Source organism: Agrococcus sp. GCM10030265 (assembly GCF_042666675.1).
GTDB lineage: Bacteria > Actinomycetota > Actinomycetes > Actinomycetales > Microbacteriaceae > Agrococcus.
This window is the reverse complement of record NZ_JBHTCZ010000004.1, coordinates 331,631-351,218: the sequence shown is the minus strand read 5'-3', so window position 1 is coordinate 351,218 and position 19,588 is coordinate 331,631. Positions and strand designations below refer to the sequence as shown.

Here is a 19,588-nt window from a genome sequence, read left to right as displayed (position 1 = left end):
TCGCGGTCGCGTCACGCGCGCTGCAGGAACGTGGCCACGGCACGCGGCACGTACGGGCTCACGTCGCCGCCGAGCTCGGCGACCTGCCGCACGAGGCTCGACGACACGTGCGCGTTCTCGGGGTTCGGCAGCAGGAAGAGCGTCTCGATGCCCGCGAGGTCGCGGTTCACGATCGACATCGGCGTCTCGTACGCGAGGTCGATCTGCGACCGGATGCCCTTCACGAGCACGTCGGCCCCCACCTGCTGGCAGTAGTCGACGAGCAGGCCCATCGACCACGTCGCGACCGTGAAGCGGCCCTCGACGCGCGCCTCCTCGAGCGCACGCTCGATGAGCAGCTGACGATCGGGCGCAGGCAGGAACGCGTTCTTGTCGGGGTTGTGCACCACCAGCACGTGGACCTCGTCGAAGATGCGCGCTGCGCGCGAGATGACGTCCAGATGACCCAGGGTGACGGGGTCGTAGGAGCCGGGCACGACGGCGATGCGGGGCATGGGATCGAGTCTATCCAGGCTCATGTGTCCGGCATGTTGCGCCGCCGACGCGTGTCGCCGCGAGGGGCGGCGCCAGGGCCGGCCGCGCGTGCCGAGGGCGCGGAGGTGGACGCGTGCGCCCGGCGCGCCGCCACGCGCGGCTCCCCCGCCGACGCGCTACGCCGACGTGAGCGCCGCTCGTGCATCCGGGTCGAGGCGGCGATGCACGGCGAGGCGCAGCGCGCGACGCCGCTCGAGCCGCGGATCGTCGGCGAGCACCGCGAGCGCCGCCTCGCGCGCCGCCTCGATCACGCCGCGGTCGCGCGTGACGCGCAGCAGGCGCAGGCTCGAGCGCCCGCCCGACTGCGTCGTGCCGAGCACGTCGCCCTCGCGGCGATGCTCGAGGTCGATCTCGGCGAGCGCGAAGCCGTCGAGCGTCGCCGCCACCGCATCCACCCGCTCGCGCGCCGGCGTCTCGGGCTGCGCCGCCGTGCGCAGCAGGCACAGGCCGGCGTGCGCGCCGCGGCCCACGCGACCGCGCAGCTGATGCAGCTGCGAGACGCCGAAGCGATCGGCGTCGAGCACGACCATCGTGGTGGCGTTCGGCACGTCGACGCCGACCTCGATCACGGTCGTCGCCACGACGACGCCCACCTCGTTGGCGACGACGGCGCGCATGACGGCATCCTTCTCGTCCGACGCCATCGCGCCCGTGAGCGACTCGACCCGCGTGCCCTGCAGCCCGGGATGCGTGCGCAGCATCCGCGTCCACGTCTCGACGTCGGCGAGCGGCGGGCGGCCCTCGCCCTCGTCGTCCTCGGGCATCCCGCCCTCGACGTCGCCGGGCGCGATCGCCGGGCACACGACGAACGCCTGCCGCCCCTTCGCGACCTCCTCGGCGACGCGATGCCAGATGCGCTGGTCGACGGCGCGCGACGCCTCGGGGCCGACGACGTGGGTCTGGATGGGCGAGCGGCCGGGCGGGAGCGTGCGGATGGTCGAGACGTCGAGGTCGCCGAACGCCGTCATCGCGATGGTGCGCGGGATGGGCGTCGCCGTGAGCACGAGCGTGTGGGGTGCGACGCCCTTCTGCCGCAGCGTCTCGCGCTGCTCGACGCCGAACCGGTGCTGCTCGTCGATGACGACGAGCCCGAGGTCGACGAACTGCACCCGATCGGAGAGCAGGGCGTGCGTGCCGACGACGATGCGCGACTGCCCCGCGGCGATGGCGAGCAGCGCCCGACGCTGCTCGGCGGCGGGCATCTGCCCCGTGAGCAGCACGGGGTGCAGCTCGGCGGCGAGGTCCGGGCCCAGGGTCGCGACGATCGAGCGCAGGTGCTGGCTCGCGAGCACCTCCGTCGGCGCGAGCAGGGCCGACTGCCCGCCCGACTCGGCGACGGCGAGCATCGCCCGGATCGCGACGAGCGTCTTGCCCGATCCCACCTCGCCCTGCACGAGCCGATGCATCGACGTGCGCGCCGCGAGGTCGGCCTGCACCTCGTCGCCCACGGCCTGCTGATCGGGGGTGAGCTCGTACGGCAGCGACGCGTCGAGGCGCTCGAGCAGCGCGCCCGCGACGCGCGGCGTCGACGGCAGCGACTGCATCCACGCCCGCGTCGCCAGCAGGTACGTCTCGAGCAGGAAGGCCTCGTGCCACCGCAGCGTGTGCATGGCCGCGTGGCCCGCCGCCTCCGACTCGGGGGCGTGGATGCGCTCGAGGGCGGTGCGCAGCGGCAGCAGGCGGTGGGCGGCGCGCACGTCGTCGGGCACGGGATCGTCGATGGGGCCGAGGTCGGCGAGCACCTGCTGGATGAGGGCGCGCAGATCCTTCGACGGCAGCGTCGCCGTGGCCGGGTACACGGGGATGACCTCGTCCGCCCACGCCGCCGGGTCGGCCCCCTCGTCCTCGAAGGGCTCGAACTCGGGATGCGTGAGCTGCCGCTGGTCGCGATACGCGCCGACGGTGCCCGAGAACATCGCCGTGACGCCCTTGCGCAGCTGCCCCTCGATCCAGCGCTGGTTGAAGAACGTGAGCTGCAGGGTGTCGCGCGCGCCGTCGGAGATGTCGACGGTCGTCACGACGAGCGGTCGGCCGCGGCGATCGCGCCTGCCCGTCTCGCGGGTGCCCACCGCGCGCACCTCGGCGACGACGGTGACGTGATCGCCGATCTGCAGCGCCGAGAGGTCGGTGAGCTGGCCGCGCTGCACGTAGCGGCGCGGCACGTGCATCACGAGGTCGCCGACGCGCTCGTACCCGAAGGCGCGCTTGAGCCGATCGGCCGTCTTCTGCCCCACGGCGATGCGCAGCGAGCGCTCGAGGCCGTCGGGCACCGCGCCGTCCGGCACGCCGCCCGGCGTCGCGTCGGCGGAGCGGTCGGTCACGGCAGCCAGCGTAGGCGACGCGTGCGACGCCGGATTGCCGGGTGGGGGCGTGCGGTGCCTGGTCGAAGGGCCGGCGTGCGCGAGGATGGATGCGTGACGCGCATCATCGCCGGACTCGCGGGCTCGCTGACCCTCAGGGTGCCAGGCAGCGGCACGCGGCCGACGTCGGATCGCGTGCGCGAGTCGATCTTCTCCGCCCTCGACGCACGCGACCTCTGCGAGGGCGCGCACGTGCTCGACCTCTTCGCAGGATCCGGCGCGCTCGGGCTCGAGGCGGCCAGCCGGGGCGCGGCATCCGTCGTGCTCGTCGACTCGGCGAAGCCCGCGGCGCTCGTCGCCCAGCGCAACGCCGACGCGGTCGCGAAGGCCGGCGCGCCGCGCGCGCTCGTCGTGGCGCAGTCCGCCCTCGCCTTCCTCGCGCAGACGACCCGCACGTTCGACCTCGTCTTCATCGACCCTCCGTACGACCTGGCGCCCGGCCAGGTCACGGACGTGCTCGACGCGCTCGTGCGCGCGCTCGCCGACGACGCGGTCGTCGTGCTCGAGCAATCGTCGCGGGCGGGTGCTCCGCAGGTTCCCACGGGACTCGAGCTCGAGCGCACGAGGCGGCATGGCGACACCGCGGTGCACTGGCTGTCGCCGCGGGCGGATGCGGGCGGCGCCGACGGGGCCGGCGGGCGGCCCGCTGGCGACGAGCGCTAGGCCTCGGGCCGCGTCCGATCCGGCGGCGCCAGCCAGTCGACGTCGCGCCCGGCCTCGGGCGGCTCGGGCGCCGCGTCCGGCCGCACGGCGCGCACGCGTGCGCGCACGCGAGCGGCGAGGGCCCGCTGCCGCGTGGGCGTCGACATGACCTGCGGCGGCTCGTCGCGGAGCTCGGCGGCGCTCACGCGGATCGTGGGATGCGCGGGGTCGGCTGAGACGAGGTCGACGCCGGCGCCGTCGGTGCGCACCACGGCCGTCTCGACCTGCGACCACGAGCGTCGCAGGACCTCGACGGGGCCGCGTCTGCGCGCATCCCACAGCGCGTAGCCCCTCTCGTCGTCGACGAGCACGAGCCACTCCGTCACGAGGCCGCGGACCCGAGCCACGCGGTCGCGTGTCGACCGTCGACGAGCACGAGCGTCGCGGTCGCGTCGCCGTCGATCGTGGCGGCGACCGCGTCGAGGCGCGCGCGCAGCCGCCTGGGCCGCCGGGCCAGCACGAGCGCGAGCTGGCCGAGGGAGGGCACGAGCCACAGCAGCGCCCACCCGGCACCCCACTGCGGCGCGAGGGCCCAGGCGGCGAACGCGAGGGCGATGCCGACGACCACGACGCCGGCAGCCACCGCGATGGCGACGCGGCGTCGCCGCTGCCAGGACCGTGCGTCCATGCACGCCACTCGACCACGCCGCGCGCCCGCGGTCCAGCGCTTGCCGCGCGACCCGCGGCAGCTACGAGACGGCGAACGGATCCCAGCCGCGCGCATCGAGGGTCGCGCCGTCGAGCGTCACGCCCTCGCCCTCCTCGACGACGCCGATCTCGAGCACCCCGTGGGGCAGCGGCGCGTCGGCGGGGAGCGTGGCGAGCAGCGCATGGTCCTCGCCGCCGTGCACCACGCTCTCGAGCGGCGCGGGGAAGGTGCGCAGCGGCGCCGACGTGAGCGCGAGGCGCACGCCCGACGCCTGCGCGATGCGGGATGCGTCGAGCGCGAGCGCGTCCGAGACGTCGAGCATCGCCGTGGCGCCCGCCTCCGCGAGCACGACCCCCATCGCGACGGGAGGCACGGGCGCGAGCTGCGCCTCCACGGCGCGCGGATGCTCGACACGCAGCCGCGCCGCGGCCTCCGCCGACTCGACGCCGTCGACGATCGCGTGCGCGAAGAGCAGCGCGACGCCCTCGCCCGCCGAGCCGAGGTCGCCGCTCACGACGACGCGGTCGCCCACGCGCGCACCGGAGCGCAGCACGGCGGCGCGGCCGTCGAGCGCGCCGAACGCCGTGACGGCGATGACGGTCGAGCGCGACGTCGTGAGGTCGCCGCCCACGACGCCGCATCCGGGCGCGAGCGCCTCGACGGCATCCGCGAGACCGTCGGCGAACGCCTCGAGGTCGGCGACGCGCGTCGCTCCCGGCACCGCGAGCGCGACGACGAGCGCGGTCGGACGCGCACCCATGGCCGCGACGTCGGCGAGGTTCGACGCGGCCGCCTTCGCGCCGAGGTCGCGCCACGTCGACCATGCGGCGCGGAAGTCGGGGCCCTCGAGCATCGTGTCGGTCGTGACGACGAACGCGCCGTCGGCGCGCACGATCGCGGCGTCGTCGCCGGGGCCCACGAGGGTGTCGGCGCCGAGCGGCAGGCGAGGGATGATGCGTGCGAGCGCACCGCGCTCCCCCACCTCGGCGACCGTCGCATCCGCCGCGGCGTGCTGCGCGGAGGGGGTGGGCTGGTCGGGCGCTGGCACGCCACGACGATAGCCTGGAGGCGATGCGCCGCACCTCGATCGCCCTCGCCCTCGCAGGGCTCGCGGCGACCGCGCTCACCGCGTGCGCGCCGACCGTCTCGCTCGACGTCGCGGAGGACGCGACCGACCCGGCGTGCGCCTCCGTGATCGTGGCGCTGCCCGACGTGCTCGCCGAGGGACAGGTCGGCGGCCCGCTCGACGCGCGCGACACCGATGCGCAGGCGACCGCCGCCTGGGGCGAGCCCACCGCCGTGACGCTGCGCTGCGGCGTGCCGGTGCCCGCGCCGTCGACGGCGCAGTGCCTCACGTTCGAGGGCGTCGACTGGATCGCCGTCACGGGCGTCGAGGGCGAGGATGCGCAGACCTTCGTCTCGTACGGGCGCGAGCCCGCCGTGGAGGTCGTCATCGACGCCGAGGTCATCTCGGGCGGCACGGTGCTCGGCGAGCTCTCGCAGCAGGTCTCCGTCACGGAGCGCGTCGGCGGCTGCATCTCGCCCGACGAGGCGCCGTGACCCCTCGCGCTCGCCGCGCCGCGGGGCGCGGCCGTCGGTGTCTGCGGTCGGTGCGAGGCTGACGGCATGGCGATCGACTTCACCGCGATCGACTTCGAGACCGCGAACGGCTCGCCCGCATCCGCCTGCTCCGTCGGGCTCGTGAAGGTGCGCGACTCGCGCATCGTCGACCGCGCCTCCTGGCTCATCCGGCCCCCGCTCGGGCACGATGCGTTCTCGCACTGGAACGTGCGGATCCACGGCATCCAGGAGCACGACGTCGCCGACGCGCCGCGCTGGCACGAGCAGCACGACCGGCTGCTGGCGTTCGTGGGCGGCGACGTGCTCGTGGCGCACAACGTCGGCTTCGACAAGGGCGTGCTGAAGGCCGCGTCGGTCGCGAGCGGCCTCGCGGTGCCCGACACGCGGTGGACGTGCTCGCTGCGCATCGCCCGCAAGACGTACCACCTCGACTCGTACCGGCTGCCGGTCGCGGCGATGGCCGCGGGCTTCGAGGACTTCACGCACCACGACGCCGCCGCCGACGCCGAGGCCTGCGCGACGATCGTCACGCACGCCGCCGCTCGCCACGGCGCGAGCGACCTCGAGCACCTCGCGCGCATCTGCGCCACCCGCATCGAGTGGCTCGGCCCCCTCGCCCAGCAGCGCACGCTCGAGCGCGAGCCCGCCGACGCCTGGTGGCGGCCGTAGCGCACTGACGTGCGCTGCCTCCGGCGCGCCTCCGGCGAGCGGGCGATGGGATGCGGCGAGGCCCGGACGGGCCGCGGGTCGCGCCCGTGCGGCGCGGCAGCGACGCCCTGTCGGAGGTGCTCGACACACTGGAGCCATGGACCTCGGCATCGCCCTCGCACTGCTCGTCGCCCTCCTCGTCGGAGGTGCTGCGGGCTGGTTCGCGTCGCTGCTCGTCGCTCGCGCGAAGGCGAGCGAGGCGACGGTCGCCGAGCAGCAGGCGGCGCAGGCGCGAGCGCTCGCCGAGCAGCAGGAGGCGCAGCAGCGGGAGTTCGTCCGCCAGCAGGAGCTGCATGAGCGCGAGCGCGTCGACGCCGAGCTCGCGGGCCTCCGCTCGGCGCACGAGTCGCTCGCGGGGCAGCACCGCGACGCGATCGACGCTCGCGACGCCGCGCAGCGCGAGCGCGCGAGCCTCGCCGCCACCGTCCAGGCCCTCCGCGAGCAGCTCGAGGTCGCCAGGTCGGCGGCCGACGAGTCCACCGAGCGCGAGCGCCGCGAGTCGCGCGTGGCCGAGCAGATCGCCCCCATGAAGGAGGCGGTGACCAAGCTGCAGACGCAGCTCGTCGAGCTCGAGCGTCAGCGCAGCGAGCAGCACGGCTCGATCGCGCAGCAGCTGCAGCAGTCGCTGCAGTCCGAGGAGCGTCTGCGCGCCACGGCCGACTCGCTCGCGAGCGCGCTGTCGTCGAACTCGACGCGCGGCGTGTGGGGCGAGACGCAGCTGCGACGCGTCGTCGAGGCATCGGGGCTCGTCGAGCGCGTCGACTTCGACACGCAGACGTCGTTCACGAGCGACGACCGCCGCCAGCGCCCCGACATGATCGTGCACCTGCCCGGCGGCAAGCACCTCGCGCTCGACGCCAAGGTGCCGTTCCGCGCCTACCTCGAGGCGTCGCGCATCCCGCTCACGGCCTCCGACGAGGAGCTCGCACGTCGCGCGTCGCTCATGCAGGAGCACGTGAAGGCGCTGCGCGCCCACGTCGACCAGCTCGCGAGCAAGGCGTACTGGGCCGGCATCGCCAACAGCCCGGAGTTCGTCGTCGCGTTCATCCCGTCGGAGTCGCTCGTGTCGGCGGCGCTCGAGGCCGATCCGTCGATCATGGAGTACGCGTTCGGCAAGCGCGTCGCGCTCGCGAGCCCCGTGTCGCTGTGGTCGCTGCTGAAGTCGGTCGCGATCACGTGGAGCCAGGCCGCCGTCGCCGAGGACGCCGCGCGCATCCACGACCTCAGCCAGGAGCTCTACGACCGCATCGCCACGATGGCCGGGCACGTCGAGAAGGTGCGCTCGTCGCTGGAGTCGTCGGTGAAGCACTTCAACGCGTTCACCTCCTCGCTCGAGTCGCGCGTGCTCGTGTCGGCGCGCAAGCTCGCACGACTCGACGCACCGAAGCAGATCGTCGAGCCCAACGAGATCGAGCAGGCGCCCAGGCCCCTCACGGCCGCCGAGTTCACCGACCTCGCGATCGAGGCTCCCAGCGCCGCGCGCGACGATGCGGGCGTCGAGGGCGAGCGCGCCGAGGCCGACGCCGACGCCTCAGGCGCGCATCCCACCCACGCCGACCTCGCGATCGACGAGCTGCTGCGCGACGAGACGACGCGCACCGTCGCTCGCGACGAGGCGACGGAGTCGCGCGCCGGCTGACGCGCCGACGAGCGCCGGGGCGAGGGGCGCGCGTCAGGACACGCGGGCGCGCATCGCCTCCACGACCGACGCGAACTCCTCGACGCGCTCGAGGTGCGGCGCGTGGCCGACGCCCTCCCACGCGTGCTCCTCGACCCATCCGCCCGCATCCGCGTAGCGCGCGAGCACCGCGCGCGTCTGCGCCACCATCGGCTGCGGCGGCGCGACGTCGTCGCCCGGCCAGCCCGGCACGACGCCCAGCGAGCCGAGCACGTTGAGGTCGAAGGAGGAGGCGTCGCCCACGATGGCGTCGAGCGCGCCGCGCACCCAGGCGATCGGCGGCCGATGCGGGCCGTCGACGATGCCGGTGAGGTCGCACACCGTCGGCGCCATCGTGTTGAGCACGCCGACGCCACCCGGCTCGAAGCCGGGCCACGCATCGGTCGCCGACGCATCGCCCGGATACGAGCCCGGCGCCGTCGACGTCGTGAGCATCGACGCCACCCACAGGTCCTCGAGGTCGCTCTCGTACCCGGGCGCGACGTACGCCGCCCGGAAGACCGACCGCGGGCTCGTCGGCGCGTCGGCCGAGGCGTCGCCGGCGGCGAGCCGGGCGACGAAGTCGGGGTTCGCTCCCCCGCCGCCCGTGCCGGGGGCGTCGGGATGCGCGAGCGAGCCGTCGAGGCGCGTGCCGCCGAAGCCATACGGCGAGACGGGCGACTCGAGCACGACGCCGGCGACGAGGTCCGGTCGGTCGAGCAGCAGGCGCAGCACGACGCCGCCGCCCATGCTCCAGCCGACGAGCACCGCCCGTGCGATGTCGAGCGCGTCGAGCACGGAGGCGACGTCGTCGGCGTAGTCGCCGAGTCCGCGCGTCGCGTCGACCGGCAGCGGCTCGGAGTCGCCGAACCCGCGCAGGTCGATCGCGATCGACGGGCCGGCGAGCGCGAGCATCGTCTGCTGGTACAGGTGCGACGACGACACGTTGCCGTGCACGAGCACCACGGGGAGCCCGGCGCCGGAGCGGGCAGCGAGCACGTTCGCCCGCAGTCGCGGCGTCGTCACCTGCCGCGCCGTCACGCCGTCGAGCAGCCACGGTCGGCGCGCGTCCGCCACCGTCGACTCCCCCGCCGCCGCCCCGCCGCCGTCGCTCACGCGAGGATCTCCGGCTCGGTGGCGGCGCGCACCTCGTCGAGCGTGACGCCGGGTGCGAGCTCGACGAGCCGCAGCCCATCGTCGGTGACGTCGAGCACGGCGAGGTCGGTGATGATGCGATCGACGACGCCGCGGCCGGTGAGCGGCAGCGAGCACTCGGCGACGATCTTCGGCGAGCCGTCCTTCGCGACGTGCTCCATGAGCACGATGACGCGCTTCGCGCCGTGCACGAGGTCCATCGCGCCGCCCGGCCCCTTCACCATCTTGCCGGGGATCATCCAGTTGGCGAGGTCGCCGGCGACCGACACCTGCATGGCGCCGAGGATCGCCGCGTCGATCTTGCCGCCGCGGATCATGCCGAACGACGTCGCCGAGTCGAAGAACGACGTGCCGGGCAGCGTGGTGACGGTCTCCTTGCCAGCGTTGATGAGGTCGGGATCGAGCGCATTCTCCGTCGGGTAGGGGCCGACGCCGAGGATGCCGTTCTCGCTCTGCAGCACGACCGTGCGGCCCTCCGGCACGTGGTTCGGCACGAGCGTCGGCAGTCCGATGCCGAGGTTGACGTACGCGCCGTCCTGCAGCTCCTGCGCTGCGCGTGCGGCCATCTCGTTGCGGGTGAGCGCCATGGTCATGCCTCCCGGACGGTGCGTCGCTCGACGCGCTTCTCGATGTCGGTGCCCACCTCGAGCACCCGGTGCACGAAGACGCCGGGCAGGTGGATGCGGTCGGGGTCGAGCTCGCCGGGCTCGACGAGGCGCTCGACCTGCGCGATGCAGACGCGACCCGCCATCGCGGCGAGCGGCGAGAAGTTGCGGGCGGACTTCGCGAAGATCAGGTTGCCGTGGCGGTCGCCCACCTCGGCGTGCACGAGCGCGAAGTCGGTGGCGATGGCCTCCTCGAGCACGAAGTCGCGCAGCTCGCCGTCGACGGCGAACTGCTGCACCTGCTTCGGCTCGGAGGCCACGGCGATCGTGCCGTCCTCGTTGTACCGGCGCGGCAGGCCGCCCTCGGCGACCTGCGTGCCGACGCCCGTCTGCGTGAAGAACGCCGCGATGCCCGAGCCACCCGCGCGCAGACGCTCGGCGAGGGTGCCCTGGGGCGTGAGCTCGAGCTCGAGCTCGCCCGAGAGGTAGCGGCGCTCGAACTCCTTGTTCTCGCCGACGTACGACGACGTCATCTTGTCGATCTGCCCGTTGCGCAGCAGCAGCCCGAGGCCCCAGTCGTCGACGCCGCAGTTGTTCGATGCGACCTGCAGCCCGGTGACGCCGCGCTCGACGAGCGCCTCGATGAGCGCCATCGGGTTGCCGCACAGGCCGAATCCGCCGACGGCGAGCGTGGCGCCGTCGCCGATGTCGGCGACGGCCTCCGCCGCCGTCGCCACGGTCTTGTCGATGCTCATGGCATCTCCCCTCCTGCCGCCTCGTGGGCGGCGTCCTCGGTGGCTCGGGCGACGGCGTCGATGCCGGCGCCGAGCAGGATCGTGTAGTGGTTCGTGCCGGGCACGTCGCTCGCACGCACGGCGGGCAGCCGCTCGAGGAGGCCCTGCAGCCGTCCGCCCCCGTAGAGCCCGGGCGGCTCGGCGAGCAGCCCGAGCGGGCTCGTGAGCAGGCGGATGGGCGCGCGCACGGCGTCGAGGGCTGCGAGCGCGGCGTCGGCATCGCCGAGCGCGAGCATCGCGACGCGCACGGCCTCCGGCAGCGCGGATGGCCGCAACGCGCCGTCGATGAGGGCGAGGTCGTGGTCGACGTGCTTCTCGGCGAGCGTCGACCACTCGACGAACGCGGGGTGCTGCCGCCAGAGGTCGCGGTACTCCTCGCGCGAGCCGAACGTGCGCGAGAGGCGCTCGATCGCGGGGCCGAGCACCGCGGCGGGGTCGGCGACGGATGCGAGCGGCAGCCCGCCGTCGACGAGCACGAGGGATGCGACGAGGTCGGGCCGCGAGGCTGCGAGGCGGGCGGCGACGAAGGCGCCCATCGAGTGCCCGACGACGATCGCGCGCGAGATCGCGAGCGCGTCGAGCGCCGCGGCGACGTCGGCGGCGAGCGCGTCGAGGTCGTAGGGCCCCGGCAGCGCGCGGGATCGGCCGCGCCCGCGCAGGTCGAGGGCGACGAGGCGCATGCCGAGCCGGTCGGCGAGCCCGTGGAACGAGCGATGGTTCGCCGTGATCCCATGGACCCCGACGACGACGGGGCCCGGGGCGTCCGGCCGCCAGTCGCTGCCGTGGAGGCTGCCGCCTGCCACGGGCACGTCGAGGGCGCGCTCGATGGCCGCAGCCGTGCCGGCCTCGCCCGTCATCGCGCGCTCCATCCACCGTCCATCGTGTACGACGCGCCCGTCACCATGCCCGCGTGGGGACCGGCGAGCCAGGTCGCGAGCGACGCGACCTCCTCGGGCTCGACCATGCGCTTGATCGCCATCTCGGTGAGCATGATGCGCTCGACGACCTCCGACTCCGGGATGCCGTGGGTGCGCGCCTGGTCGGCGATCTGCCGCTCGACGAGGGCGGTGCGCACGTACCCGGGGTCGATGCAGTTGCTCGTGATGCCGTGCTCGGCGCCCTCGAGCGCCGTCACCTTCGAGAGCCCCTCGAGCCCGTGCTTCGCTGCGACGTACGCCGACTTGAACGGCGAGGCGCGGATGCCGTGGATGCTCGAGACGTTGACGATGCGGCCGAAGCCGCGCTCGACCATGCCGGGCATGACGGCGCGCACGAGCAGGAACGGCGCCTCGAGCATGAGCTGCAGGATGCGGCGGAAGTCGGCGGGCTCGAAGTCGACGATGGGGCTGACGCGTTGGATGCCCGCGTTGTTCACGAGGATGTCGGCGTCGAGTCGCAGCGTCTCGAGCGTGGCGACGTCCGAGAGGTCGACGTGCCATGCCTCGCCGCCGATGCGGGCGGCGAGGGCGTCGGCGGCGTCGCCGTCGCGGTCGGCGACGACGACGTGCGCGCCGGCCTCCGCGAACGCATGCGCGATCGCGGCGCCGATGCCGCTCGCGCCGCCGGTGACGATCGCCCGGCGTCCTTCGAGCTCGGTCATCGCTCCTCCTTCGCGTCGAGCGCCCTGCGGATGAGGCGCGTCGTCTGGTCGAGCACGGCGCCCGGCAGCCGCGGAGCCTGCTGGCCGTCGTCGCGGCGCAGGACCCACCGCATGCCGACGAGCTCGCCGATGCCGAGGAGCGCCCATGCGGCGACCTCCGGGTCGACGTCGCCGCCGCTCGCGGCCCGCGTTCGTGCGAGCGCCTCGACGTAGCCGTCGACGAGGCGCGCACGGTGCCGCCGCATCGCGTCGGGTGCGACGTGCTCGGCCTCGCGCACGACGCGGTGCAGCGCGGGGCGCCGAGCCATCGCGGCGAGGTGCGCGCGCAGCGCTCCCTCCCCCGCCTCCGCCGTCGTCGCGGCGCCCGCGGCGCCCTCCACGACGGCGCGTCGCACGTCCTCGCCGAGCTCGTCGACCAGCCGCTCGAGCAGCTCGGGCTTCGAGGCGAAGTAGAGGTAGAACGTGCCCTGGCCCACGCCGGCGCGGTCGGTGATGCGGGCGACCGACGCCTGCGGGTAGCCCTGCTCGTCGAGCACCTCCTCGGCGGCCGCGAGGATGCGACGCTTCGTGTCGGCGCCGCGCGGCGTCCTCGGCTCGCTCACGCGGCAGGCTCACAGGCGCAGCCGTGACGCAGCGTCGCGGGCTCGCGCATCGGTCGCCTCTCGTCGTCGAGGTGCGCGGAGCGCGTCAGCGGGCTCCGTCGCTCGACCTGACGGGTGATTCAGGTCTCGTCCGAGGATGCACCGGGGCGAGCGCGCGTGTCAAGGAGCGCCGGCGCGCTCACGCGCCGGCGCCGCAGGACCCGAGCAGCCCGAGCACGGTGACGACGTGCGCGGGCGCGGGCGTGCTCGCCCATCCGCCGCGCACGACGTCGAACTCGACCGGCCATCGCCCGAGCAGCTGCCCGCCTGCGAGCGGCACCGCGAGCGTCGCGCCCGTGACGGCGACGGAGCCGCTCGCGGCGAGCGTCGTCGTGCCCGGCTGGTAGATGCGGTAGCGGACCGTGGTACCCGGCGTGAGCCCGGACAGGCTGAAGGTCGCCGTCCAGGCCGCGAGGGCGCCGGAGTAGGCGCACGACGAGACGACCGGCGGCGCGAGCGTGACGGCTGCGACCGTGGTGCGTGCGTGCTCGGCGTCGCTCCATGCCGCCTCGGTCGGCTGCACCCCGCCGAGCGTCACCGTCGCGGCGAGCAGCCCTGCACCGAGCACGAGCGCGCGCCGGGCGAGTCGTCGCGCCCGCATCGGCCGGGCGGGGTGCGCGGCCGCGTCAGCCACGGCCGTCCCGCCGTGCGGGCGGCCGCCCGTCCTCCGACGGCGACTCCGCCTCCTCGCGCGCGGGCGCTCGCACCTCGTCGCCGAGCGGCGCGGGCTCGTGCGGCTCGACCTCGGGCTCCTCGTCGCGGCGCCGAGGCCAGAACGCCCACGTCACGAGCACGGTCGCGCCGAGGGTGATCCCGCCGAGCACGAACGGGCTCTGCAGCTGCACCACGGCGTTCGCGAGCCCCGGCGCCGACCACAGCACCTCGCGCACCGTGGTCTCGACGTAGGGGAACGGATCCGGATCGACGTTGTCGTCGCCCTGCATCGTGAAGGTCACGAGCTCGCCGTCGACGCCCTGGATCTCGAGCACGCGGTGCGTGACGGGCAGGTCGGGGTCGCGGTCGACCGTGACGACGTCGCCCACCTCGATCTCGGTCGCGGGGATCTCGCGCACGAGGGCGATCGACCCCGCGGGGATCGTGGGCGTCATCGACCCGGTCGCGAACATCACGATCGAGACCTTGAAGACGAAGGATGCGACGACGAGCAGGATGCAGACGAGCCCGCCGAGCGCGAGCACGTCGAGCAGGATGCGCCCGACGATGCCGTGCGGGCTGCGTGCGATGCTGCGGCTCATGTGCAGGAGGAGAAGTAGCGGGTGCCGAGCAGGTCCTGCGAGACGACGAGCGTGTAGGTGATGGCAGGACCCGTCCACGGCGTCGCGTTGCCCGCCCACGTGCGACTCGGCACGACGGTGGCCGTGTACGTGCCCACGGCTCCCTGGCCCACGCCGACCTGGAAGGACGTCGGTCCGAGCGGCGTGCCCGCGACGGCGGCCGTCGTCGGACCGAAGACGACGGCGTTCGTCGAGTTCGTGATCTGGTACGTGACGGACGACGGCACGATGACCGTCTGGCTCGCCGGCGGGTAGGACCACGCGAAGGTCGCCGTCGTGGGCTGCGTGAGGAGCGAGCCGCCCGACAGCGTGCACGTGCCCTTCGTGATCCGCACCGTCGGCGCGGTCGCCGTCGTCGTCGCGTGCTCCGAGTTCACCCACGCCGCCTCCGTCTGGCCGACGGATGCGACGGCGGGCACGAGCGCGAGCGTCGCGAGCGCGACGGACGCGGCGGCGACGCGGCGCATCCGCGGGGTCGAGCGCAGCCGGATCATCGCCCGTCCTCCCGCGGACGCGAGGGGATGCGGGCGACGAGCACGCCCGCGGCGACCGCGAGCACGGCGAGCAGCCCGTACCAGGCGACGTGCCCGCCGGTCTGCGGCAGCCCGGGGATGGCCCCGACCGGCGGCTGGGTGCCGGGCTGGGCGCCGGGCGTCCCGGCCTCGCCGCCGTCGCCGAGCACCTCGCCGAAGCCGTCGGCCGTGAGCCGCAGGTCGACCGTCGCGCCGCCGCGCGGCGCGAGCAGCTCGACCTCGATGCGGTACCAGGCCGACGCCGCGGCGTCCTGCCGGGCGAGCTGCGCCCTCTCCCCCTCGACGAGCGTCTCGTCGAGCAGGGGCGTGGCGCCGAGCGCGCATCCGGAGGCCGACCAGCGCTCGTCGCAGACCTGCACGACGGCACGGTAGGCGCCCGTCGCGGCGTCGACGACGTCGAGCGACACGTCGATGGTGCCGGCGGGCTCCGACGAGCCGACCCCGACGTCCCACGTCACGGGCTCGCCGGGGAGCATCGCGGCCATCGCCTGCGCGTCCTGCACCGACACGAGCCGCAGCACCTCGCCTTCGATCACGGTCTCCTCCACCGCGGCGGATGCCGCCGACGCCGACCAGGTCAGCAGCACCGCTGCTGCCCCGATCGACGCGGCGGCTCGCCTCATGACGACGAGGTCGCCAGGAACTGCCAGGTCGCGGTCGCCGTGCCGCCCTGCAGCGTCGAGGGCGCCCCGGCGGGCAGCTCGATGCGCACGCAGTACGTCACGGTGTTGCCCGCGGCGGCGCTCAACGACTGCGTCGTCTGACCGGCGGTCACGATGCCCGTCGAGAACGGCGTCGCGTTCGGCACGATGACCGAGCCCGCCGGTGGCGTCGTCGAGGTGAAGAGCGCCTCGGCGCACGCAGCCTGGTTCGGCGCGACGCGGATCGCGTACCGCAGCGCGCCGGCGAGCGGCGTGGCGGGTGCCGCGCCGGACTGCTGCACGATGACCGATCCACCGACGTTCGTCGCGGCCGTGGTCTGGATCTGCACCGTGCCGTACGACACGGTGTTCGGCGACATGCCGGTGACGGCCGGCGAGTAGGTCACGACGCCCGCGGAGGCGGTCGTGTCGTGCTCGGTGAAGGCCGTGCCGCCCGTCTGGCCGGACATGTTGCCGACGATGTTGAACGTCGACGCCGTGACGGTCGTCGTGGCGTACTCGGAGTCGTTCCATGCCGCGAGGGTCACGGTGGCGCCGACGCCGAGGGCGAGGCCGCCGGCGAGGATGGCGCGGATCTTGAGGCCGAGGCGGCGGTTCGCCCTCGGCGCGCGGTGCAGTGCCAACGTCGGTCCGATCAGATCGAGGTGGCGAGGAGCTGCCACGTGCCCGTCGCCGAGCCCGTCTGCACGAGGTCGGGGCCGGCCGTCACGGCGAAGCACAGCGGCACGGGTGCGCCGGCCGTGCCGGGCGTCGTGCCGATCGCGAGCGGCTCGGTCGCGCCTGCGACGGCCGCGTCGGTCGTGAGCGTGCCGCCCGAGCCCATCACGGTGCCGCCTGCGACGCCTGCTGCGTCGCACGCGTCGCCGTCGTCGAGCGAGACGACGGTCCACGCGAGGTTCGCGGCGTTGCCGGGCGTGCCGTCGACGGCGACGATCGAGGTGAGGTCGAGCGTGGCCGCCGTCGTCGTGGTGGCGTCGAGGCGCACCCAGAACGGTGCGTACGTGACGTCGTCCGGGGTGAGGTTCGCGTTGAGGTCGAGCGTGAACTCGAGGCTGGCGGCTGCGTCGCCGTCCTCGACGTTGTGGTCGTCGTAGCCGCTGTCCGCGGCGGTCGTCGACCCCTCGAGGTTGAAGGCGCCGGCGGTGAACGTGCCGGTCGCGAACTCGCTGTCGGTCCAGGCGGCGAGGGTGATCGCGGCGCCGACGCCGAGGACGAGACCGCCGGCGAGCATGGCGCGGACCTTGCGTCCGCGGCTCGAGCGGCCGGGCGAGGCCACGGCCTCGACGTCGTTGATGGACATGGGTGCACTCCCGAGGGGCGAGGGATAGATGAGGACGTTTCAAGTGTCCTGTGCCTGTACCCCATTCGTCAAGCATCGGATGCTCACGGGCCCGTGCGATGCGCGTGTCGCACCGCGCACGACACGACGGACCCCGGATCGCTCGAGGCGATCCGGGGTCCGGATGCGATGCGACGATCGCGGCGTCAGCGCACGCGCTCGGCGTCGCGATCGAGCCACTTCGACGCGAGATGCTCCGCGATCACGCGGCGCGCCGTGCCGGTCTTCGAGCGCAGCACGAGCGACTCCGTGCGGATGAGCGGACCCTTGCGACGCACGCCGTCGAGGAGGCCGCCGTCGGTGACGCCCGTCGCCACGAAGTAGGTGTTGTCGCTCGTGACGAGGTCGTCGACCGACAGGATGCGCTCGAGGTCGTGCCCGGCGGCGACGACCTTGGCGTGCTCGTCGGCCGACTGCGGGTTCAGGCGACCCTCGATGAAGCCGTCGAGCGCCTTGATGGCGCACGCGGTGATGACGCCCTCGGGGGTGCCGCCCACGCCGACGCACATGTCGATGCGTGACTCCCATCGTGCGGCGTTGATGCCGCCGGCCACGTCGCCGTCGAGCATGAGCCGCGTGCCTGCGCCGGCGGCGCGGATCTCGTCGATGAGCGCCGCGTGGCGCGGCCTGTCGAGCACGGCGACCACCATGTCGGCGACGTCCTTGCCCTTGGCGCGGGCGAGCTCGCGCACGTTGTCGCCCATCGACTGGCCGAGCGACACGACGCCCTTGCCCTCGGGGCCGCACACGAGCTTGTCCATGTAGAACGCATCCACCGGGTCGTACATCGTGCCGCGATCGGCGACGGCGATGACGCTCAGCGCGTTCTGTCGACCGGCAGCCGTCAGCGACGTGCCGTCGATGGGGTCGACGGCGATGTCGCACGACGGGCCGCGGCCGTTGCCGACGTGCTCGCCGTTGAAGAGCATCGGCGCCTCGTCCTTCTCGCCCTCGCCGATCACGACGACGCCGTCGAATGCGACGGTGCCGAGGAAGGTGCGCATCGCGTCGACGGCCGCCTTGTCGGCTGCGTTCTTGTCGCCGCGACCGATGAAGGGCACGGCGCGGATGGCTGCTGCCTCCGTCGCGCGCACGAGCTCCATCGCGAGGTTGCGATCGGGATGCTGGAAGACGGTGTCGGCCATCGATGGCTCCTTCGGCAGGGTGGCAGGGGCCAGCTGACCACAGGCTATCGGGCGCGGACGTGCTCGACGCCGAGCGGGGTGTCGCTGGACCCGCTCGGCGTCGAGGCTCGTGGGAGGCGCGGGGCGCCTCGGCTCAGTGCTGCGGCGCCGACTCCTCGAGGAGCGAGTCGGACTTCGCCTTGAAGAGCCGCGTGGCGGCGAACATCGCGGCGGCGACGAATGCGAAGACGCCGAGCGATACGACGCCCCATGCCCCGCTGTCCGTCGGCGCCGCCTCGTTGACCGCCGTGCGCATGATGGGCGCGACGAAGCCGCCGAGGTTGCCGAGCGAGTTGATGAGGCCGATGCCCGCGGCAGCCGCGGCGCCCGTGAGGAACGCCGTCGGGAACGACCACGTGATGGGGCCCACCGAGAGGAAGCTCGCCACGGCGATCGTGATGCACAGGATGCCGATGATCGGCTGCTGCATCGCACCGGCGAGCGCGGAGCCCAGGATGAAGATGCCCGTGAGGGCGAAGAACAGCGTGCCGTAGCGTCGCCGTCGCCCGACGGTGTTGGCGCGCCGCCCGAAGAAGTAGCAGGCGAAGAGCCCGACGAGCCACGGGATCGCCGAGACGAGCCCCACCTGCCAGCCGACGGACTGGCCGAGCAGCCCCGCGACCTGCTGCGGGAGGTAGAAGGTCGTGCCGTACACCGCGATCTGCAGGCAGAAGTAGATGACCGTGAAGTACCAGACCTTCCAGCTGGCCATCGCCTTCCAGATGCCGGATGGCCCGTCTGCGCTGCGCACCTCGTCCTCCGCGGCCATCACCCTCGTCAAGGCGCCCTTCTCCTCGGAGGTGAGCCACTTCGCCTGCTGCGGCGAGTTCGTGAGGAGGAACAGGGCCGCGATGCCGGCGACGACGGCCATCATGCCCTCGACGAAGAACATCACCTGCCATCCGTGCCACGGCGTGACCTGGTCGCCGAACGAGATGAGGCCGCCGGACAGCGGCGCGCCGAGCATCTGCGAGAAGGGCTGCGCGAGGTAGAACAGCGCGAACATCTGCACGCGCACCTTGTTGGGGAACCACTCCGACAGGAACATGATGACGCCCGGGAAGAGCCCCGCCTCGGTCACGCCGAGCAGGAAGCGCAGCACGATGAACATCGTGTCGTTCGTGGTGAAGGCGAACGCCGACGCGACGATGCCCCACGTGACGGCGATGCGTGCGAGCCAGAAGCGGGCGCCGAAGCGCTTCAGCAGCAGGTTCGAGGGGATCTCGAAGATCGCGTAGCCGATGAAGAACACGCCGGCGCCGAACGCGAACGCGGCTGCCGAGATGCCGCGATCCATCTCGAGCGCCTCCTCCGCGAACCCCACGTTCGTGCGGTCGAGGAAGGCGACGAAGTACAGGATGATCAGCATCGGCATGAGATGCCTGGCTGCCTTCTTGATGGCGGACGCCAGCGCCGGCGCATCCGCCGTCGAGTCGATCGCCTTCGCGAGGTCGGACATGGTGCGCTCCTTTGCGGACCGGCGGCGAGCCGCCTTGGGTGGTGGGGCGGTGCTAGAGGGACGTGACGAGGAAGATGCCGGCGAGCACGACGAGCGCGATGCCGAGCAGCAGGAAGGCGATGCGGGACTT

At 73.8% G+C, this 19,588-nt stretch carries 23 protein-coding genes; 4 read left to right on the top strand and 19 right to left on the bottom strand.

Annotation, left to right across the window (positions count from 1 at the left end; translation table 11 throughout):
• Positions 1-11: 11 nt before the first annotated feature.
• Together coaD and ACFQPP_RS13385 are read right to left on the bottom strand one after the other, a co-directional pair.
• Complete coding sequence (gene coaD / locus ACFQPP_RS13390) at positions 12-494, bottom strand: pantetheine-phosphate adenylyltransferase (RefSeq protein ID WP_376917139.1); 483 nt, start codon at positions 492-494, stop codon at positions 12-14.
• Between the two features lie 156 nt (positions 495-650).
• The gene (locus ACFQPP_RS13385; protein ID WP_376917138.1) at positions 651-2,855 is read right to left on the bottom strand and encodes an ATP-dependent DNA helicase RecG; all 2,205 of its coding nucleotides are present in this window, start codon (positions 2,853-2,855) and stop codon (positions 651-653) included.
• Positions 2,856-2,948: 93 nt separating this feature from the next.
• Here ACFQPP_RS13385 and rsmD point away from each other — a divergent pair, with 93 nt between their 5' ends.
• A complete protein-coding gene (gene rsmD / locus ACFQPP_RS13380; RefSeq protein WP_376917137.1) occupies positions 2,949-3,557 on the top strand; it encodes a 16S rRNA (guanine(966)-N(2))-methyltransferase RsmD in 609 nt (202 codons plus the stop codon).
• On the opposite strand, the gene ACFQPP_RS13375 is transcribed toward rsmD, so the two are convergent.
• The 3 genes from ACFQPP_RS13375 to thiL form a co-directional block, all read right to left on the bottom strand.
• A complete protein-coding gene (locus ACFQPP_RS13375; protein WP_376917136.1) occupies positions 3,554-3,943 on the bottom strand; it encodes a hypothetical protein in 390 nt (129 codons plus the stop codon). The two genes, rsmD and ACFQPP_RS13375, sit on opposite strands and share 4 nt — an antisense overlap.
• Complete coding sequence (locus ACFQPP_RS13370; protein WP_376917135.1) at positions 3,919-4,224, bottom strand: hypothetical protein; 306 nt, start codon at positions 4,222-4,224, stop codon at positions 3,919-3,921. The genes ACFQPP_RS13375 and ACFQPP_RS13370 overlap by 25 nt, the downstream gene beginning before the upstream one ends.
• Positions 4,225-4,285: 61 nt before the next feature.
• Positions 4,286-5,293, bottom strand: coding sequence for a thiamine-phosphate kinase (thiL, locus tag ACFQPP_RS13365; RefSeq protein WP_376917134.1), 1,008 nt, complete (start codon positions 5,291-5,293; stop codon positions 4,286-4,288).
• A 23-nt stretch (positions 5,294-5,316) separates the two neighbouring features.
• Here thiL and ACFQPP_RS13360 point away from each other — a divergent pair, with 23 nt between their 5' ends.
• The 3 genes from ACFQPP_RS13360 (at position 5,317) to rmuC (ending at position 8,173) form a co-directional block, all read left to right on the top strand.
• Positions 5,317-5,805 carry a DUF3515 domain-containing protein gene (locus ACFQPP_RS13360; protein WP_376917133.1) on the top strand — a complete coding sequence of 163 codons (489 nt, stop codon included), beginning with the start codon at positions 5,317-5,319 and terminating at the stop codon, positions 5,803-5,805.
• 66 nt (positions 5,806-5,871) lie between these two features.
• The gene (locus ACFQPP_RS13355; protein ID WP_376917132.1) at positions 5,872-6,495 is read left to right on the top strand and encodes an exonuclease domain-containing protein; all 624 of its coding nucleotides are present in this window, start codon (positions 5,872-5,874) and stop codon (positions 6,493-6,495) included.
• A 136-nt stretch (positions 6,496-6,631) separates the two neighbouring features.
• Positions 6,632-8,173, top strand: coding sequence for a DNA recombination protein RmuC (gene rmuC / locus ACFQPP_RS13350; protein ID WP_376917131.1), 1,542 nt, complete (start codon positions 6,632-6,634; stop codon positions 8,171-8,173).
• 33 nt (positions 8,174-8,206) lie between these two features.
• Here rmuC and ACFQPP_RS13345 read toward each other — a convergent pair whose 3' ends face one another.
• From ACFQPP_RS13345 to ACFQPP_RS13280, 14 genes are all read right to left on the bottom strand, one after another.
• On the bottom strand, positions 8,207-9,244 hold the full coding sequence (locus ACFQPP_RS13345; protein WP_376917337.1) for an alpha/beta fold hydrolase: 1,038 nt from the start codon (positions 9,242-9,244) through the stop codon (positions 8,207-8,209).
• 59 nt (positions 9,245-9,303) lie between these two features.
• The gene (locus tag ACFQPP_RS13340; RefSeq protein WP_376917336.1) at positions 9,304-9,933 is read right to left on the bottom strand and encodes a CoA transferase subunit B; all 630 of its coding nucleotides are present in this window, start codon (positions 9,931-9,933) and stop codon (positions 9,304-9,306) included.
• Between the two features lie 2 nt (positions 9,934-9,935).
• Positions 9,936-10,706, bottom strand: coding sequence for a CoA transferase subunit A (locus ACFQPP_RS13335; RefSeq protein WP_376917130.1), 771 nt, complete (start codon positions 10,704-10,706; stop codon positions 9,936-9,938).
• On the bottom strand, positions 10,703-11,602 hold the full coding sequence (locus ACFQPP_RS13330) for an alpha/beta fold hydrolase (RefSeq protein ID WP_376917129.1): 900 nt from the start codon (positions 11,600-11,602) through the stop codon (positions 10,703-10,705). The genes ACFQPP_RS13335 and ACFQPP_RS13330 overlap by 4 nt, the downstream gene beginning before the upstream one ends.
• Positions 11,599-12,345, bottom strand: a complete 747-nt coding sequence (locus tag ACFQPP_RS13325; RefSeq protein ID WP_376917128.1) for a 3-hydroxybutyrate dehydrogenase — start codon at positions 12,343-12,345, stop codon at positions 11,599-11,601. The genes ACFQPP_RS13330 and ACFQPP_RS13325 overlap by 4 nt, the downstream gene beginning before the upstream one ends.
• Positions 12,342-12,947: a TetR/AcrR family transcriptional regulator gene (locus tag ACFQPP_RS13320; protein ID WP_376917127.1), complete on the bottom strand. Its 606-nt coding sequence runs from the start codon at positions 12,945-12,947 to the stop codon at positions 12,342-12,344. Before ACFQPP_RS13320 ends, ACFQPP_RS13325 begins: the two co-directional genes overlap by 4 nt.
• 178 nt (positions 12,948-13,125) lie before the next feature.
• Positions 13,126-13,620 (bottom strand): hypothetical protein, encoded by a 495-nt coding sequence (locus ACFQPP_RS13315; RefSeq protein ID WP_376917126.1) that lies wholly within the window; start codon positions 13,618-13,620, stop codon positions 13,126-13,128.
• Entirely contained in the window at positions 13,613-14,242 is a 630-nt protein-coding gene (locus ACFQPP_RS13310) for a signal peptidase I (protein WP_376917125.1), read from the bottom strand. The genes ACFQPP_RS13315 and ACFQPP_RS13310 overlap by 8 nt, the downstream gene beginning before the upstream one ends.
• Entirely contained in the window at positions 14,239-14,775 is a 537-nt protein-coding gene (locus tag ACFQPP_RS13305) for a hypothetical protein (RefSeq protein WP_376917124.1), read from the bottom strand. The genes ACFQPP_RS13310 and ACFQPP_RS13305 overlap by 4 nt, the downstream gene beginning before the upstream one ends.
• Entirely contained in the window at positions 14,772-15,437 is a 666-nt protein-coding gene (locus ACFQPP_RS13300; protein ID WP_376917123.1) for a hypothetical protein, read from the bottom strand. The genes ACFQPP_RS13305 and ACFQPP_RS13300 overlap by 4 nt, the downstream gene beginning before the upstream one ends.
• A complete protein-coding gene (locus tag ACFQPP_RS13295; protein ID WP_376917122.1) occupies positions 15,434-16,099 on the bottom strand; it encodes a SipW-dependent-type signal peptide-containing protein in 666 nt (221 codons plus the stop codon). The genes ACFQPP_RS13300 and ACFQPP_RS13295 overlap by 4 nt, the downstream gene beginning before the upstream one ends.
• A gap of 11 nt (positions 16,100-16,110) precedes the next feature.
• Entirely contained in the window at positions 16,111-16,776 is a 666-nt protein-coding gene (locus ACFQPP_RS13290) for a SipW-dependent-type signal peptide-containing protein (RefSeq protein WP_376917121.1), read from the bottom strand.
• Between the two features lie 185 nt (positions 16,777-16,961).
• A complete protein-coding gene (gene glpX / locus ACFQPP_RS13285) occupies positions 16,962-17,960 on the bottom strand; it encodes a class II fructose-bisphosphatase (protein ID WP_376917120.1) in 999 nt (332 codons plus the stop codon).
• Positions 17,961-18,093: 133 nt separating this feature from the next.
• On the bottom strand, positions 18,094-19,458 hold the full coding sequence (locus ACFQPP_RS13280) for an MFS transporter (RefSeq protein WP_376917119.1): 1,365 nt from the start codon (positions 19,456-19,458) through the stop codon (positions 18,094-18,096).
• Between the last annotated feature and the right edge of the window lie 130 nt (positions 19,459-19,588).